Annotated in this window: 16 protein-coding genes; 9 read left to right on the forward strand and 7 right to left on the reverse strand. The window is 67.4% G+C overall.

From position 1 onward, the window contains the following. Positions 1–12 precede the first annotated feature (12 nt). On the reverse strand, positions 13–747 hold the full coding sequence (locus LF63_RS02255) for a c-type cytochrome (protein ID WP_043099343.1): 735 nt from the start codon (positions 745–747) through the stop codon (positions 13–15). 123 nt (positions 748–870) lie between these two features. Between LF63_RS02255 and yihA the strand changes: the two genes are divergently transcribed. Further along, positions 871–1,476 (forward strand): ribosome biogenesis GTP-binding protein YihA/YsxC, encoded by a 606-nt coding sequence (gene yihA, locus LF63_RS02260; protein WP_043099345.1) that lies wholly within the window; start codon positions 871–873, stop codon positions 1,474–1,476. Here the strand turns inward: yihA and LF63_RS02265 are convergent. Next, a complete protein-coding gene (locus LF63_RS02265) occupies positions 1,473–1,979 on the reverse strand; it encodes a GAF domain-containing protein (RefSeq protein ID WP_043099346.1) in 507 nt (168 codons plus the stop codon). The two genes, yihA and LF63_RS02265, sit on opposite strands and share 4 nt — an antisense overlap. A gap of 92 nt (positions 1,980–2,071) precedes the next feature. Here LF63_RS02265 and bioD point away from each other — a divergent pair, with 92 nt between their 5' ends. Together bioD and dcp are read left to right on the forward strand one after the other, a co-directional pair. Beyond that, entirely contained in the window at positions 2,072–2,785 is a 714-nt protein-coding gene (gene bioD / locus LF63_RS02270; RefSeq protein WP_043099348.1) for a dethiobiotin synthase, read from the forward strand. A 113-nt stretch (positions 2,786–2,898) separates the two neighbouring features. Then, on the forward strand, positions 2,899–5,085 hold the full coding sequence (gene dcp, locus LF63_RS02275) for a peptidyl-dipeptidase Dcp (RefSeq protein WP_152569224.1): 2,187 nt from the start codon (positions 2,899–2,901) through the stop codon (positions 5,083–5,085). 74 nt (positions 5,086–5,159) lie between these two features. Here the strand turns inward: dcp and LF63_RS02280 are convergent, their stop codons facing one another. The 3 genes from LF63_RS02280 to LF63_RS02290 form a co-directional block, all read right to left on the reverse strand. Further along, positions 5,160–6,527 (reverse strand): glutamate--cysteine ligase, encoded by a 1,368-nt coding sequence (locus LF63_RS02280; RefSeq protein ID WP_043099349.1) that lies wholly within the window; start codon positions 6,525–6,527, stop codon positions 5,160–5,162. Between the two features lie 72 nt (positions 6,528–6,599). Further along, a complete protein-coding gene (msrB, locus tag LF63_RS02285; RefSeq protein WP_043099350.1) occupies positions 6,600–7,103 on the reverse strand; it encodes a peptide-methionine (R)-S-oxide reductase MsrB in 504 nt (167 codons plus the stop codon). An 85-nt stretch (positions 7,104–7,188) separates the two neighbouring features. Then, entirely contained in the window at positions 7,189–7,770 is a 582-nt protein-coding gene (locus LF63_RS02290) for an LOG family protein (protein ID WP_043099351.1), read from the reverse strand. 275 nt (positions 7,771–8,045) lie between these two features. Here LF63_RS02290 and LF63_RS15135 point away from each other — a divergent pair, with 275 nt between their 5' ends. Continuing rightward, on the forward strand, positions 8,046–9,089 hold the full coding sequence (locus LF63_RS15135) for a hypothetical protein (protein ID WP_152569225.1): 1,044 nt from the start codon (positions 8,046–8,048) through the stop codon (positions 9,087–9,089). Between the two features lie 190 nt (positions 9,090–9,279). Here LF63_RS15135 and rho read toward each other — a convergent pair whose 3' ends face one another. Together rho and trxA are read right to left on the reverse strand one after the other, a co-directional pair. Continuing rightward, positions 9,280–11,025 carry a transcription termination factor Rho gene (rho, locus tag LF63_RS02300; RefSeq protein ID WP_043099352.1) on the reverse strand — a complete coding sequence of 582 codons (1,746 nt, stop codon included), beginning with the start codon at positions 11,023–11,025 and terminating at the stop codon, positions 9,280–9,282. Positions 11,026–11,192: 167 nt separating this feature from the next. Beyond that, positions 11,193–11,519 (reverse strand): thioredoxin, encoded by a 327-nt coding sequence (trxA, locus tag LF63_RS02305; RefSeq protein ID WP_043099354.1) that lies wholly within the window; start codon positions 11,517–11,519, stop codon positions 11,193–11,195. Positions 11,520–11,880: 361 nt separating this feature from the next. Here trxA and LF63_RS02310 point away from each other — a divergent pair, with 361 nt between their 5' ends. From LF63_RS02310 to ung, 5 genes are all read left to right on the forward strand, one after another. Next, positions 11,881–13,626: a DEAD/DEAH box helicase gene (locus LF63_RS02310; RefSeq protein ID WP_052394584.1), complete on the forward strand. Its 1,746-nt coding sequence runs from the start codon at positions 11,881–11,883 to the stop codon at positions 13,624–13,626. A 119-nt stretch (positions 13,627–13,745) separates the two neighbouring features. Then, positions 13,746–14,426, forward strand: coding sequence for a cell division ATP-binding protein FtsE (gene ftsE, locus LF63_RS02315; protein WP_043099355.1), 681 nt, complete (start codon positions 13,746–13,748; stop codon positions 14,424–14,426). Next, on the forward strand, positions 14,426–15,382 hold the full coding sequence (ftsX, locus tag LF63_RS02320; protein WP_043099357.1) for a permease-like cell division protein FtsX: 957 nt from the start codon (positions 14,426–14,428) through the stop codon (positions 15,380–15,382). Before ftsE ends, ftsX begins: the two co-directional genes overlap by 1 nt. 25 nt (positions 15,383–15,407) lie before the next feature. After that, positions 15,408–16,256, forward strand: coding sequence for a response regulator (locus tag LF63_RS02325; protein ID WP_043099359.1), 849 nt, complete (start codon positions 15,408–15,410; stop codon positions 16,254–16,256). A gap of 23 nt (positions 16,257–16,279) precedes the next feature. Then, positions 16,280–16,978 (forward strand): uracil-DNA glycosylase, encoded by a 699-nt coding sequence (gene ung / locus LF63_RS02330; protein WP_043099361.1) that lies wholly within the window; start codon positions 16,280–16,282, stop codon positions 16,976–16,978. Positions 16,979–16,985: the final 7 nt, after the last annotated feature.

Genomic DNA, 16,985 nt, shown 5'->3' on the forward strand with positions numbered 1-16,985 from the left:
ACCGCGAGCGCCTTAGGGGGCGGCGCTCTCGGCCTGGGTGTCGGTAGCGGTATGCAGGCCTTCCAGATAGCTGGAAAGTGCGGTGATGTCCTTGGCCGTCAGGCGCTGGGCGATGGCGGGCATGATCTTGGAATGATCGTCATCGCCCCAGACCGTGCCGTCGTGCCATGCGGTCAGCGTCTTCTGCAGGTACTGCGCGTGCTGGCCCGCCAACTGCGGGTAGACGGCGCCCGGATTGCCGCGACCGTCGGGACCGTGACAGGCCATGCAGGCCGGAATGGCGCGGCTGGCGTCGCCTTCCCGATAGAGCTTGCCGCCTTCTTCGGCCAGCTTCTCGTCGGCCACGCCCGGACGCGAACGCTTGGTCATGAAGTAGGCGCCGACATCGGCCATGTCCTGATCCGACAGCTGCGAGGCGAAGCCCAGCATGATCGGGTTCTGACGCTTGCCGCTCTTGAAGTTGTGCAGCTGGCGCGAGATGTATTCTTCGTTCTGCCCGGCCAGCTTCGGGTACTGGGCATCGGACGAGTTGCCGTCCATGCCGTGGCATGCGCCGCATACCGCGGCCTTGGCCTGACCGGTCTTCGCGTCGCCCGGCAGCGGGCCGCTGGGCTGGCTGGTTGCGGCCGCCGTGGTCGGGGCGGTCGAACCGGCCGCGGCCGGAGCGGCTTGCTGAGGGGCGCTCTGCGCCATGGCCGCGCCAGCGACCAGGGTGGCGGCCAGAGCCACTACACGCCGAAAACTCATACACTGTCTCCCGAAAGCCCGGTACTGCGTGGGGGTCATGACTAAACTTCAGAATTATCCCCGCGCGCAAGGGACCGGTCAAACGGCCGCTGTCCTGGCCGGTTCCAGCACAAGGTTTCCCCGATGAGTTCCAATCCGTTGCAGCGCGCGCAATTCGTTCTTGCCGCGCACAAAGTCGCGCAACTGCCCGCCGACGAGGGCGCCGAGGTGGCGTTCGCCGGCCGTTCCAATGCCGGCAAGTCCAGCGCCCTGAATGCGCTGACCGGCCAGCGCGCCCTGGCGCGCACCTCGAAGACGCCGGGCCGCACCCAGCAGATGGTGGTGTTCACGCTCGACGAGCGCACGCGGCTGGTCGATCTGCCGGGCTACGGCTACGCCAAGGTGCCCGAGTCGCTGCGCGCGCACTGGCGCAAGGAGATCGACGCCTACCTCAACCAGCGCGAAAGCCTGCGCGGCGTGGTGCTGATTGCCGACATCCGGCACGAACTGAAGGAGTTCGACCGCCAGATGCTGCACTTCTGCAGCGCCAGCGGACTGCAGTGCCATCTGCTGCTGACCAAGTCGGACAAGCTCTCGCGCGGTCAGGCCGCCGCGGCCGTCGAACGCGCACGCACGCTGTGCCGGCAGGAGGGCTGGCCGGCCAGCGTGCAGTCGTTCTCTTCCAGCGCGGGCGCCGGTCTGGAACAGGCCCGCGAGACCATCATGGCGATGTTCGACGACGCGGATTAGGCCGCCACGCCGGCTGCTTCGACGGCGTCCATGAACACGGCGCAGAGCTGTTCCATGCCGGCACGGTCGGCGTCGTCGAAACGATTCACGTGCGGGCTGTCGACGTCCCACACGCCCAGCAGCGAGCCGTCCGCGCGCACCAGCGGCACCACGATCTCCGATTGCGAGGCGGCGTCGCAGGCGATGTGGCCGGCGAAGGCGTTGACGTCCTCGACCACCTGGATCTGGCGCGTCTGCGCGGCGGTGCCGCACACGCCGCGACCCAGCGCGATGCGCACGCAGGCGGTCTGGCCCTGGAACGGACCGACGACCAACTCGTCGCCGTCGAAGAAGTAGAAGCCGGCCCAGTTGACCATCGGCAGCGCGTGATACAGCAGCGCGGCGAAATTGGCCGCGTTGGCGATCAGGTTGCGCTCGCCGTGCAACAGGCCGCGGGCCTGGGTGGCCAGTTCGGCGTAGGCGGCGGGTTTGTCGGTGAAGTCGAGCGGCTCGGCTTGGAACATCGGAACAGGCTCCCGGGGACGGCGTAGTATCCTCACATGGTGACGAATCCGGTCGCTGCAATGGCGACCGCACCATCTTTAACGTGAGCACCATGAACGAAACGCATATCGCGGGTTCGCCCGCTGCGCGCGGCGTCTTCATCGCCGGCACCGACACCGAAATCGGCAAGACCCACACCAGCGTGGCGCTGATCCATGCGCTGCGCGACGCGGGCCTGAAGGTCTGCGGCATGAAGCCGGTCGCCAGCGGCTGCGACGCCACCCCCGAAGGTTTGCGCAATGCCGACGCCGTGGCCCTGCAGGCGGCCAGCGACCCGCGGCCGCCCTATGCACAGGTCAACCCGTTCGCCATGAACGCGCCGGTATCGCCGCACCTGGCCGCGCGCGAGGACGGCGTGACGGTGACGATGGAGCCGATCCGCGCGGCCTACGACGCGCTGTGCGCGCAATGCGACGTCACCGTGGTCGAGGGCATCGGCGGCTGGATGGTGCCCTTGCGCGACGATCTGCTGGCCTCGGCGATTCCCGCCGCGCTGGATCTGCCGGTGATCCTGGTGGTCGGGCTGCGCCTGGGCGCGCTCAATCATGCCTTGCTCAGCGCGCGCGCGATCCAGGCCGACGGCCGTCGCCTGCTGGGCTGGATCGGCAACCGTGTCGATCCCGACATGGCCATGGCCATGGCCGAGGCCAACATCGACACGCTGCGAAGCCTGATGCCGGCGCCGTGCCTGGGCGTGCTCGAACACGGTCCGACGCCGCCATCCGCCGCCGCGCGGCTGCACGAGGCCGTCGCCGCGCTGCGATAGGCGCGGGAGCGGCACTTGGTGCCGGGCGCTCGGCGCAGGTAGAGTGGCCGGTGGTCTATCGTTTTTCGGCCCCGGCCGGAAATCCTGTTTCGTCTGCAAGGGATCCATTCGCGATGTACAGCATGCGTACCATCACACTTGCCGCCGCCATCGCCGCCGTCGTTGCGGTGTCCGGCTGCTCGCAGTCCTCGTCCCCGTCCGACAAGGCCGCCGGCCCGCAGGCCAGCGCGCCCGCACCGTCCGGCTCGGCGCCGGCCAAGACGCGCGAGAACCCGCTGCTCACCAAGAGCGACCTGCCGTTCCAGGCACCGCCGTTCGACAAGATCAAGGACAGCGACTTCGCGCCCGCCTTCGAGCAGGGCATGAAGGAGCAGCTGACCGAAGTGCAGAAGATCGCCGACAACCCGGACAAGCCGACCTTCGACAACACCCTGGTGGCGATGGAGAAGTCGGGCCAGACCCTGAACCGCGTGCAGATGGATTTCAACGCGCTGTTCTCGGCCAATTCCGATGACGCGCTGAGCAAGGTCAACGAGGACATGGCGCCGAAGCTGGCCGCGCACAGCGACGCCATCTACCTCAACGACAAGCTGTTCCAGCGCATCCAGACGCTCTACAACGAGCGCGACTCGCTCAAGCTCGACCCCGAGTCCGAGCGCCTGCTGGAGTGGTACTACAACGACTTCGTGCATCACGGCGCCAAGCTGTCCGATGCCGACAAGACCAAGCTGAAGAGCTTCAACGAGCAGGCGTCCAAGCTGGAGTCGCAGTTCGTCAACAAGCTGCTGGCCGCGACCAAGGCCGGCGCGCTGGTGGTCGACGACAAGTCCAAGCTGGACGGCCTGTCCGAGGGCGAGATCGCCGCGGCTGCGCAGGCGGCCAAGGACCGCGGTCTGGACGGCAAGTGGGTCCTTCCGCTGCAGAACACCACGCAGCAGCCAGCGCTGGCCGAGCTGACCAACCGCGACGTGCGCAAGCAGCTGTTCGAGAACAGCTACACCCGCACCGAGAAGGGCGACGCCAACGACACCCGCAAGACCATCGCCGAACTGGCCAAGGTCCGCGCCGAGAAGGCCAAGCTGCTGGGCTACCCGAACTACGCGGCCTGGAAGCTCGAGGACCAGATGGCGAAGACGCCGGATGCGGTGCTGAAGTTCGTGCGCGCGCTGGTGCCGCCGACCATGGCCAAGGCCCGTCACGAAGCCGGCGAACTGCAGTCGATCATCGACAAGAGCGGCAAGCACTTCAAGCTGCAGGCCTGGGACTGGGAGTTCTACGCCGAGAAGCTGCGCAAGGCCAAGTACGACCTCGATCAGGACCAGATCAAGCCGTACTTCGAGGTCGACAACGTGCTCAAGAACGGCGTGTTCTACGCCGCCCACGAGCTGTACGGCCTGACGTTCAAGGAGCGCAAGGACATCCCCGTCTACAACCCGGACGTGAAGGTGTTCGAGGTGTTCGACAAGGACGGCAAGCCGTTGGGCCTGTTCTACGCCGACTACTTCAAGCGCGACAACAAGCAGGGCGGTGCGTGGATGGACAACCTGGTGGGCCAGTCCAAGCTGCTGGGCACCAAGCCGGTGATCTACAACGTGTGCAACTTCACCAAGCCGGCGCCGGGTCAGCCCGCACTGATCAGCTGGGATGACGTGACCACGATGTTCCACGAGTTCGGCCACGCGCTGCACGGCTTCTTCGCCAGCCAGCAGTACCCGAGCCTGTCGGGCACCAACGTGGCGCGCGACTTCGTCGAGTTCCCGTCGCAGTTCAACGAGCACTGGGCCAGCTACCCGCAGGTCTTCAATCACTACGCCAAGAACTACAAGACCGGCGAGCCGATGCCGAAGGAACTGGCCGCGAAGATCCACAAGGCCGCGACCTTCAACCAGGGCTACGACCTGGGCGAGCTGCTGTCGGCCTCGCTGCTGGACATGAGCTGGCACATGATCCCGGCCGACGCGCCGCTGAAGGACGTCGACCAGTTCGAGGCGCAGGCGCTGAAGGACAACCACACCGACCTGTCGTACCTGCCGCCGCGCTACCGCTCCAGCTACTTCATGCACATCTGGGGCAACGGTTACTCGGCCGGCTACTACGCCTATCTGTGGACCGAGATGCTGGACGACGATGCCTACCAGTGGTTCGAGAACCACGGCGGCATGACCCGTGCCAACGGTCAGCGCTTCCGCGACATGATCCTGTCGCGCGGCAACACCGAGGACCTCGGCAAGATGTTCCGCGACTTCTACGGCAAGGACCCCGAAGTGGGCCCGATGCTGAAGGATCGCGGGCTGAAGTAAGCCGCAGCCTCACGCAAGCACGAAAAAGGCCGGCGACATGCCGGCCTTTTTCGTATGCGTCGAATGCGCTTCGATCAGTAGGCGAACTCGCGGAACACCGGGTCGACGCTGCCGTTCCACGGACCGTGGAACAGTTCCAGCTTGCGTTCGGCGGGCGTCTGGCCGGCCTGCGCCAGTTCCAGCAGCGGTTGCAGGAAGATGGTTTCGTCGGCGCCGTTCTCGTTCAGGCGCGCGCGGCGCTTCAGGCCGTGACCGGCGATCTTCAGCGTCTCCAGCGCCAGGTCGCGCACGGTGCCGTCGCGGAACGGCAGCTTCAGGGCGTGCTTCGGCACGCCGTCGCGCAGGGCGTTGCGCTCGGTCATGGTGAAATCCTTGACCAGATCCCAGGCCGCATCCAGCGCATCGTCGTCGTACAGCAGGCCGACCCACAGCGCCGGCAGCGCGCACAGGCGGTTCCACGGGCCGCCGTCGGCGCCGCGCATCTCCAGGAAGCGCTTCATGCGTACTTCCGGGAAGGTGGTGGTCAGGTGGTCGTCCCAGTCGCGCAGGGTCGGCGTCACGCCCGGCAGTTCCGGCAGCTTGCCGGCCAGGAAGTCGCGGAAGCTGCGTCCGGCGACGTCCACCGGCTGGCCGTTCTGCATGGTGAAGTACATCGGCACGTCGAGGATGTAGTCGACCCAGCGTTCGTAGCCGAAGCCGTCCTCGAACACGAAATCGAGCATGCCGGTGCGGTCCGGATCGGTGTCGGTCCACACGTGCGAGCGGTAGCTCAGGTAGCCGTTGGGCTGGCCGTCGGTGAACGGCGAGTCGGCGAACAGCGCGGTGGCGACCGGCTGCAGCGCCAGCGCGACGCGGAACTTCTTGATCATGTCCGCTTCGCTGGAGAAATCCAGGTTCACCTGCACGGTGCAGGTGCGCGTCATCATGTCCAGGCCGAGGTTGCCGCGCGTGGGCATGTAGCGGCGCATGATCGCGTAGCGGCCCTTGGGCATCCACGGCATCTCCTCGCGCCGCCACTTGGGCTGGAAGCCCATGCCGAGAAAGCCCAGATCGAGGTCCTTGGCGACCGAGCGCACTTCCTCCAGATGGCCGTTCACTTCGCGGCAGGTCTGGTGGATGGTCTCCAGCATGGCGCCGGACAATTCCAGCTGGCCGGCCGGCTCCAGCGTGATCGAAGCGCAGTCGCGGGCCAGCGCCACCGGCAGTTCGCCCTCGCGGGCGATGTCCCAGCCGTGGCGGGCGGCGATGCCTTCAAGCAGCGCGCGGATGCCGTGCTCGCCCTCGTAGGTCGGCGGGCGCAGGTCGCTCTGGCGGAAGCCGAATTTCTCGTGCTCGGTGCCGATGCGCCAGGCTTCGCGGGGTTTTTCGCCGCTGGCGATGTATTCGGTCAGCTGGCGCGGGTCGGTGATCGGCGTGGCCTTGGCGGAACTGGGGATGGACACCGGGAATCCTTGCGGGGAACAGATCGCATCACTGTGGGGGCGGCCAGCCCGAAATGAAAGGGGCGAACCCGATCAGGCCGTTTCGCCGGGGTGGAACTGCAAGGCCAGGCCGTTCATGCAGTAGCGCAGGCCGGTCGGCGGCGGTCCGTCGCGGAACACGTGGCCCAGATGGCCGCCGCAGCGGCGGCAGTGCACCTCGGTGCGCAGCATCAGTAGGCTGGCGTCGCGGCGCGTGGCGATGGCGTCGGGCAGCGGCTTCCAGAAGCTCGGCCAGCCGGTGCCGGAATCGTATTTCGCGGTCGAGCTGTACAGCGGCAGGTCGCAGCCGGCGCAGCGGTACAGGCCCGCGCGGGTCTCGTGATCGAGCGGACTGCTGAACGGCGCCTCGGTGCCGGCCTCGCGCAGGATATGGAACTGCGCGGGCGTCAGGCGCGCGCGCCACTGCGCCGGAGTCAGGTCCCAGGCGCCGCTGCCGGCGACGGCGACGGGTTCGCCGGCGCGGCTGCGCGTGCAGGCGCTCAGCAGCAAGGCACCGGTCGCGGCGGCGGTGGAGATCAGGAATCGGCGTCGTTGCATGGTCGGCCTCCGTGGGGCGTCATCCATGCATACGGACCGCGTTTACCGGCGGATGCTTACACGTGCCGACGCGTTCGCAGCCGATTCATTCGCGCACGGCGGCGTAGTCGCGCGCGCTCTCGTCCCAGGGCGGGGCGTCGAGGATGGTCGGCAGCACCTCGGCCGGCGTGGCCACGCGTTGCCACATGCGGGCGTGTTCGGGATTCATGAAGCGGGCGTCGATGACCTGACCCATGAACGCGTCCAGCGGCGCGTAGAAATCCAGCGTGTCGAGCAGAATGATCGGGTGCAGGTAGATGCCCAGGCGCTTGAGCGTGATCGCCTCGAACAGCTCTTCCAGCGTGCCGCAGCCGCCGGGCAGGGCGACCACGGCGTCCGAGCCGGTCAGCAGCCGGTGCTTGCGTTCGCGCATGTCCTCGACCAGCTGCAGTTCGGTCAGGCCCGGGTGGCCCCATTCCAGATCGGCCATGAAGCGCGGCAGCACGCCGATGACGCGACCGCCGACGCTCAGCGCGCCATCCGCGACCGCGCCCATCGATCCGCGCGAGCCGCCGCCGTAGACGACGGTGTGGCCGTCCTCGGCCAGGCGGCGGCCGAGCTCGAATGCGGCTTCGCGGTAGGCCGGGTCGGCATGATCGGAAGAGGCGCAGTAGACGCAGATACGCATGGTGTCAGTCCGGAGAAATGCGGGATGCCCGATTATGGCGCGGTCGTCGGCAGCGGGCGAATGCACGTCTTGCTCGTCGTGCCGCCGGGGCGTGTCCCTTGCTGCCCCCGGGCTCATGCGTTCGCACGGTTTCGGCGGCGCAGTGCTTTCGCACGAGCATCGCGCGGGCTAGGATCGGCGGGATGGCGTGCCGACGCTCGGCATGTCGCGAGAACGTCCGCAGCAGGCCGCCGATGCATGCGTCACGCGACCGGAATCCTGTCGAGTTGCCGCCCATGGATGAACCTACCCGAGCCTTGCTCAGCAAGGACGCGTTTCCGGTCGATGTATTCCCCGATCATGGCGTGCTTTCGGTGGCGACGCTGGATCGGCGCATCGCCACCGAGGCCGCGTTTCTGGACTACCGAACCATCCGCTACCAGGAGAGCTTTCGGGTCGCGCTGGAGGATGTGGATGCGGCGTGCGATGGCCGCGCGCTGCATCCGAGGCCGCTGCACTATCTGTTCCACGTGGGATTCTGCGGCTCGACGCTGATTTCCCGCTGCCTGGGCGACATGCGTGGCGTTCTGGCCTTGCGTGAGCCGAGCGCCTTCCACGGTCTTGCCGCGTGGAAACGGCTTTTCGAGCAACAGGGGCGCGATCTTGCGGAGTGGTCGCGCTACTGCGATGGCGTGGAAAAGCTGCTTCATGCCTATGCGCCGACCGAAGCGGTACTGGTGAAGCCGTCGGACATCTGCGTGCCGCTGATCGACATCGTTCTGGCGCGACATCCGTCGTCGCGGGTCCTTTTTCTCTACACGGATGTCGAAACCTATCTGATGGCCGTGCTCGGCGACGATACGCGCAGCGTTTTTGTGCGCGACCGGGTCCGCGACATGCGTCACTACCTGCGCGACGACCTGGCGGGAATCGACACGGCACGGATGAGCGAAGGCGAGCGCGGCGCGCTGCTCTGGTGGATGTACATGGAGATCTACGCGCGATCCTCGTCGTCGGTGCACGTGCCCACGCTGAACTTCGAGTCGTTCCTGCAGATGCCGACGCAGACGCTGCTGGCCGTGGCGGATCACTTCGGCGTGCAGGCAGGCAGCGATGTCGCGGCGCGGGCGCTCGCAAGACACGGCTCACGGTATTCCAAAAATCCCCGGCAGGCGTTCAGTGCGGCTGACCGGGCGCGCGCGCATGCGAACGTGCGGAGCGAGCGCGGCGAAGAGTTGCGCAAGGGCTTGCGCATGCTGGAGCGTTTGGGCGGCAACGGTTTGGTCGCGGCGCGACGACGTGATCTTTTTGCATATCGAGCACGCTCCTCGGATCGATGATCGTTCCCGTGGCGGTTTCGATGCGCTGTCCGGGACGTGCGTCACGAGGCGTCTGCCGCGGCATCATGACGAGCTTCTGGCGTGGATGCCCGGCCATGCCTTGCGCATGGATGCGCGTTCGTTCGCTGGCAACAGACACGAAAAAGCCGGCGCAGGACCGGCTTTTTCGCGATGCGTGACGAGGCAGCGGTCAGCGCTTCATGGCATTGAAGAACTCGTCGTTGGTCTTGGTGTTCTTCATCTTGTCGAGCATGAATTCCATCGCCGCCAGCTCGTCCATCGGATGCAGCAGCTTGCGCAGGATCCAGATTTTCTGCAGCAGGTCCGGGGCGATCAGCAGGTCCTCGCGGCGGGTGCCGGAGCGATTGATGTCGATGGCCGGATACACGCGCTTCTCGGAGATGCGGCGGTTCAGGTGCACTTCCATGTTGCCGGTGCCCTTGAACTCTTCGTAGATCACTTCGTCCATCTTCGAGCCGGTGTCGATCAGCGCGGTGGCGATGATGGTCAGGCTGCCGCCTTCCTCGACGTTGCGCGCGGCGCCGAAGAAGCGCTTCGGACGCTGCAGGGCGTTGGCGTCGACACCGCCGGTCAGCACCTTGCCGGAGCTCGGCACCACGGTGTTGTAGGCACGCGCCAGACGGGTGATGGAGTCGAGCAGGATCACCACGTCCTTCTTGTGCTCGACCAGGCGCTTGGCGCGCTCGATCACCATTTCGGCAACCTGCACGTGGCGCACGGCCGGCTCGTCGAAGGTCGAGCTGATGACCTCGGCGCGCACGGTGCGCTGCATCTCGGTCACTTCTTCCGGGCGCTCGTCGATCAGCAGGATGATGACGTGCGCATCGGGATGGTTGGTGGTGATGGCCTGGGCCACGTTCTGCAGCATCATCGTCTTGCCGGCCTTGGGCTGGGAGACGAGCAGGCCGCGCTGGCCGCGACCGATCGGGGCGATCAGGTCGATGATGCGGCCGGTGATGTCCTCGGTCGAACCGTTGCCGCGCTCCAGATGGAACGCCGTGCGCGGGAACAGCGGAGTCAGGTTCTCGAACAGGATCTTGTTCTTGGACGCTTCCGGCGGATCGTCGTTGATGGTCTCCACGCGCAGCATCGCGAAGTAGCGCTCGCCTTCCTTGGGCGGGCGCACGCGGCCGGTGATGTAGTCGCCGGTACGCAGGTTGAAGCGGCGGATCTGGCTGGGGCTGACGTAGATGTCGTCGGGACCGGCCAGGTAGGACTCGTCCGCCGAACGCATGAAGCCGAAGCCGTCCTGCAGGATTTCCAGCACGCCCTCGGCCCAGATGCCGCCGCCGGAGCGGGCGTGGGCCTTGAGGATGTTGAAGATCACGTCCTGCTTGCGGGCGCGGGCGACGCCTTCGTGGGCGCCCAGTTCCTCGGCCGCTTCGAGCAGCTGGATGGCGTTCTTGCGCTTGAGCTCGGTCAGGTTGATGACGCGATCGTCGCTGCCAGCGTCGTGGTTCTCGTCATCGTCCATCGGCAGGCCGTTGTTGTTGCCGCGACTGCCGCGATTGCCGCGATTGTCGTTGTTGTTGCTGCCGCGCTCGTGTCGACGGCGGCGGCCGCGACGTTCGTTGTTGTTGCTGTTGTTGCGGTTGTTGTTGCGCGCCTTGTTGCGGTCGCCGCCCTGCGGCGACTTGCCCTGGCCGTCGTTGTCGCCGTCGTTGCCGTTGCCAGCATGGGACTTGTCGCCACCGCCCTCGCCGCTGCTGGCCGCCGGGGCGGGCGCAGGCGAAGAAGTGGGCGCGGGTGCGGGAGAAGGCGTCTGAGCCGGTGCCGGACTCGGCGCCGGGGCGTCGCTGGACGGTTTGTCGGCCACCTTGGCGCGGGTGCGCCGGGGCTTGGCGGTCTTCTCGGCCGCGGGGGAATCGTCCGGACGCGGGGTCTCGGGACTGGCTTTGGTATCGGTATCGGACACGAACGGACCTCGCAGGGCGCCGTGGAAAAAAGGAAGGATCGGGGATCTTGCGGATGCTCGGGCGCGAACGGCCCGGCGTCAGGACTTGCAATCTAGCACTGCGAGCGTTCGGTCGCAATCGTCCGGCCGCGCGGCGGATCGCCGCCGCCGCGGCCGGGAACGGGCGCTCAGAGCAGGCTGTCGACCATCTGCGTGATGCGGCCCTTCGGCACGGCGCCGACCTGGGTCGCCTCGACCTTGCCGCCCTTGAACACCATCATGGTCGGCACGCCGCGCACGTTGTAGTTGACGGCGGTCTTCTGGTTCTGGTCGATGTCGACCTTCACGATCTTGACGCGGCCCTGGTAATCCTTGGCGACCTCGTCGAGGATCGGCGCGATGGCCTTGCACGGGCCGCACCAGGGCGCCCAGAAATCGACCAGGACGGGGATGTCCGAATTCAGGACTTCGGTCTCGAATTCGCTTTCGTTGATGTGGGTGATCAGATCGCTCACTGCGGAGGACTCCGTGGTTGCGGGTGGGTCGCGGCCGCTGCCTGCGCACGCGGCGTTCGGCATCGGCTACACTATGTCACCCACAGATGGCGGGTGGGGCTGGATAAATCAAGCGGGCGGCCGTTGCGGCTTACGCTCATTCCAGCGCAACTCGGGACGGGATTCAAGCTGGCGTGCATGTCGCCGGCCGATCGCGCCCCGGCTCCCGGATTCGCCCGAGGACAGGCGCGCAGGCACGCGCCGACCGAGCGCTCGGGCGCCGGACAGCCCCCGCACCGAACCTCTTTTCCCGGCTGCGCCGACCCACGGCGCGCCGCACGCAATGCCGCGAGCCCGTGGCTCGCCGGCCGGATCAGGATTTATGGCTGAACACGTACTCACCGACACCTTCTTCGAGAATCTCGACCTGCACCCGAAACTGCAGGAAGGCCTCCGCGCCTGCGGATTCACCCGCTGCACGCCGATCCAGTCGCTGACCCTGCCGGTCGCGCTGAAGGGCCGCGACGTCGCCGGCCAGGCACAGACCGGCACCGGCAAGACCTGCGCCTTCCTGGTGGCGATGATGAATCGCCTGCTGACCCAGCCGGCCATGGCCGACCGCAAGGACAGCGATCCGCGCGCCCTGGTCATTGCGCCGACCCGCGAACTGGCGATCCAGATCGAGAAGGACGCCCGCGCCATCGGCCGCGACACCGGACTGCGCGTCGCGCTGATCTACGGCGGCGTCGACTACGACAAGCAGCGCCAACAGCTCAAGGACGGTTGCGACATCATCATCGCCACGCCCGGCCGCCTGCTCGACTACTACAAGCAGCACGTGTTCACGCTGAACTCGGTCGAAGTGATGGTGATCGACGAGGCCGACCGCATGTTCGATCTCGGCTTCATCAAGGACGTGCGCTACATCTTCCGCCGACTGCCGGGCCGCGACGAGCGCCAGGTGCTGCTGTTCTCGGCCACGCTGAGCCATCGCGTGCTGGAGCTGGCCTACGAGCACATGAACGAGGCCGAGAAGCTGGTGGTGGAGACCGACAACGTCACCGCCGACCGCGTGCGCCAGGTGGTCTACTTCCCGGCCAAGGAAGAGAAGATGCCGCTGCTGTTGAACCTGATCGAGCAGCACAAGCCCGAGCGCAGCATCGTGTTCGCCAACACCAAGGCGGCGGTGGAACGCATCAAGGAGCGCCTGCGCAAGCACGGCTACAACGTCGGCGCGTTGTCCGGCGACGTGCCCCAGGTCAAGCGCCAGAAGCTGCTGCAGCGTTTCAAGGACAGCCAGATCGACGTGCTGGTGGCCACCGACGTGGCGGCGCGCGGTTTGCACATCCCGGCGGTCAGTCACGTGTTCAATTACGACCTGCCGCACGACGCCGAGGACTACGTGCACCGCATCGGCCGTACCGCGCGCCTGGGCGCCGAGGGTGACGCGATCAGCTTCGCCTGCGACCTGTACGCGATGGGTCTGCCGGACATCGAGGCCTACATCGAGCAGAAGATTCCGGTCGAAGCCATCGACCCGGCCATGCTGAAGATGCCCGCGCCGCGTCCGCAGGCGGCCAACGCGCATCACGACGACGACGACGGCGAGGACGCACCGACCGAAGCGACCGCGTCCCCGTCTTCGTCCACGGGTGAGACGGGGGAGGGTGCGCCACGCAAGCGCCGCCGTCGTCGCGGCAAGAAGCCCGCCTCTTCGGGGCAGGGTTCCCGGAACGACGCGGCGGGCGAGGAAAGGGCCATGTCCGGCACGGAGACTGCCGTGGCTTCGACCCAGGCTTCGCCTGCGGCCGGCGACAACGCGGCGGAAGGCGCGCCGCGCAAGCGTCGCCGTCGCCGTGGCGGTCGCGGACGCAGCGGCGAAGGTGCGCAGCAGGGCGGTGGCCGCGCGCAGGGCGGCGAGCGTGGCAATGCCCGCGGCAAGGGAGACGGCAAGGGCGAGGAGCGCGGATCGCGCGATGGGTCTCGCCGTCGCTCGGGCAGCGCGTCGACCGAGGCCGGTCAGGCATCGGCAAAGACGTCCGGCAGCCGCCAGGTGCATGCCGAGCCGGCGCCGGCCAAGCCGAAGAAGGTCGGCTTCTTCCGTCGCCTGTTCGGCGGCGGTCGCTGAGTCCAAAGCCTTTTGAACGCACGTGTTGCGCGGGTCTGGATGAACGATTCGCGCAGCACGTCTATGGCTTCGCGGTGTCGGCACGGTATGCTCGCGTTTTTGCAGACGATGCGGCGTCCGTGATCCGTTTCGACCAGGTCAGCAAACGCTACGCCACCGGCCAGGAAGCTCTCAGCGGGCTGTCCTTCCAGGTCGAACCCGGCGAAATGGTGTTCGTCACCGGCCATTCCGGCGCGGGCAAGAGCACCCTGCTCAAACTGCTGGCGATGATCGAGCGCCCGACGCGCGGCACCGTGACCGTCGACGGGCGCAATCTGTCCACGGCACGCGCCGGTTCCATTCCGCGCCTGCGGCGCAAGCTGGGCATGGTGTTTCAGGATCACCGCCTGCTGATGGATCGCAGCGTCTTCGCCAACGTCGCGCTGCCGCTGGTGATCGCCGGCATCGCCCCGGCCGAGCGCGCGCGACGCGTGCGTGCGGCGCTGGAGAAGGTGGGGCTGCTGTCCTACGAGAAGCAGGCGCCGGCGATGCTGTCCACCGGCGAACAGCAGCGCGTGGGCATCGCCCGCGCCATCGTCGCCAAGCCGCCGCTGATCATCGCCGACGAACCGACCGGCAACCTCGATCCGCAGCTCGCCGCCGAGATCATGGGGCTGTTCGACGCCCTGCAGAACGTCGGCACCACGGTGCTGGTGGCCAGTCACGACCTGATGCTCATCAAGCGCACGCGCAAGCGAGTGTTGGTGCTCGATCACGGGCGTCTGGTGGACGACGTGCCGGCGACCGAGGTGCGTTCCTGATGGCCCGCGTCGCTCGCGAACCGGCCACCAGCCGTACCCGCCCGCGCCGCGTCGCGGCCTGGGGCGAACAGCACGCCTGGGGTCTGGTCGCCAGCCTGCGTCGGCTCGGTGGGCGACCGCTCGGCACGCTGCTGACCGTGACCGTGATGGGCTTCGCGCTGGCGCTGCCGCTGACCTTCGCGCTGCTGCTGGGCAACCTGCAGCGGTTGGGCACGGCGCTGGGCCAGACCCAGGCCATCAGCGTGTTCATGAAGGTGGACGGTCACGCCGCGGACGCCAAGGCCCTCGCCGACAGTCTGCGCGATCGCAAGGAAGTGGCGGCCGTCGATGTGCGCACGCCGAAGCAGGGTATGGCCGAGCTGGCCACTATGCAGGGCTTCAGCGACGCGCTGAAATCGCTCGATTACAACCCGCTGCCCTACGTCGTCGTGATCCGCCCGGTGGCGCACATCGATGCCGGCGAGGCGGCCAAGCTGATCGCCTGGCTGCGCACGCAGCCGGGCGTGGATCAGGTGCAGGACGACGGCGCCTGGCGTCAGCGTCTGGATGCGCTGCTGGCGGTCGGCACGCGCGCCGTGCTGCTGCTGGCGGTGCTGCTGGCGATCGCCGCGCTGCTGGTGGTCGGCAACAGCGTGCGCCTGGACATCCAGGGCCGCAGCGACGAGATCGGCGTGCTGCGCCTGGTCGGCGCCAGTCCGTCGTTCGTGCGTCGCCCGTACCTCTACGCCGGTCTCTGGTACGGTCTGGCCGGAGGTGTGGTAGCCACGGTGCTCACGCTTCTGTTGGAATGGGCGCTGTCGGCGCCGGTGGCACGCTTGGCCGCCAGCTATGGCGGACGCCTGGATTTCGGCGGGTTGCCGTGGGCGCTGCTGGCGCTGGTGCCGGTGCTCGCGGCGGCACTGGGCTGGCTCGGCGCGCGGCTGGTCTGCGCGCGGCAGCTGCGGCGGCCGGAATGAGTCGTACACGGATTTGGGGGCAAGCATGAAGGGCGACATCAGCCGACACATTGCCAGCGCGGAACCGCGCGTGATGGTGGTCGACGGCTCGAAGGTCGTGCGCCGGCTCATCGAGCAGGTGCTCAGCAAGGAGCTGCCGGAGGCCACGGTGGTCAGCTGCGGCAGCGGCGAGGAGGCGCGTGCGGCGCTGGACGAGGGCATGGTCGATTTCGTCACCATGGCGCTGCGTTTGCCGGACGGCGACGGTCTGGAGCTGGCCCGCCACATCCGCGAGCAGGTCACCCAGACCTACGTGCCCATCGTGGTGATCTCCGGCGATGTCGATCAGCGCTTGCGCGACCGCAGCCTGGGCGATGCCGTCACCGACTATTTCGACAAGTCGCTGGGCTTCAAGGCCCTGGCCGACTTCATCCTCGGCTACGTGCGGCCGGAAGATCAGGCTGAGGGCGAGGTGCTGTACATCGAGGACAGCCGCGTGGTCGCGTTGGCGACGCGGCGCATGATGGAGAAGCACGGCCTCAGCGTGTTGCACGACATCAGCGTCGAGGACGCCCTGGCGCGGCTGGAGACGGCCAAGGTACAGGGGCGCATCGGCGCCGACGTGGTGCTGACCGACGTCACCCTGAAGGGCGAGTTGACCGGCGGCGACCTGCTGCGCAAGCTGCGCGGCGAGTTCGGCTACAACAAGGGTCAGCTGCCGGTGCTGGTGATGACCGGCGACGACAACCCCGACAAGCAGGCCGAGCTGATCCGCGCCGGCGCCAACGACCTGGTCGAGAAGCCGGTCGAGGAGCGTCTGCTGATGACCAAGCTGCTGTTCCAGTTGCGCGTGTCGCGCCATTTGCGCGAGCGGGCGGCCGCAGTGGCCGAGTGAACCGGGCAGGCAAGGACGAAACGATGAGCGAACTGCGGCTGGAGACTTCCTGGAAGCAGCGCGTGGGCGACTATTTCCAGCGTCCGGACATGCAGGCGCTGGGCGATTTCCTGCGCGCCGAGAAGGCGGCCGGCAAGGCCATCTATCCGCCTGGCGGCGAGATCTTCGCCGCGTTCGAGCACACCCCGTTCGACAAGGTGAAGGTGGTGATTCTGGGCCAGGATCCGTATCACGGTCCCGGTCAGGCGCACGGACTGTGCTTTTCGGTGCGTCCGGGCGTGCCGGCGCCGCCGTCGCTGGTCAACATCTTCAAGGAAATCGAGAGCGATCTCGGCATCGCACGGCCCGATCACGGCTGCCTCACGCCCTGGGCCGACCGCGGCGTGCTGCTGCTCAACACCGTGCTGACGGTCGAGCGCGGCCAGGCCGCCTCGCATCGCGGCAAGGGCTGGGAAGGCTTCACCGACACCGTGATCGACGTGCTCAACCGCGAGCGCGAGCATCTCGTGTTCCTGCTCTGGGGCAGCCACGCCGGCAGCAAGGCGCAGCGCATCGACAGCCGTCGCCACGGCATCCTGCGCGCGCCGCACCCTTCGCCACTCTCGGCGCACCGCGGTTTCTTCGGTTGCGCGCACTTCTCGCGCGCCAACCAGTATCTGGAAGCGCACGAGCAGGCGCCGATCGACTGGTCGTTGCCGCCCCTGGAGCAGTTGGATCGGTGAAGCGCGG

The sequence above is a fragment of the Oleiagrimonas soli genome (assembly GCF_000761445.1).
GTDB lineage: Bacteria > Pseudomonadota > Gammaproteobacteria > Xanthomonadales > Rhodanobacteraceae > Oleiagrimonas > Oleiagrimonas soli.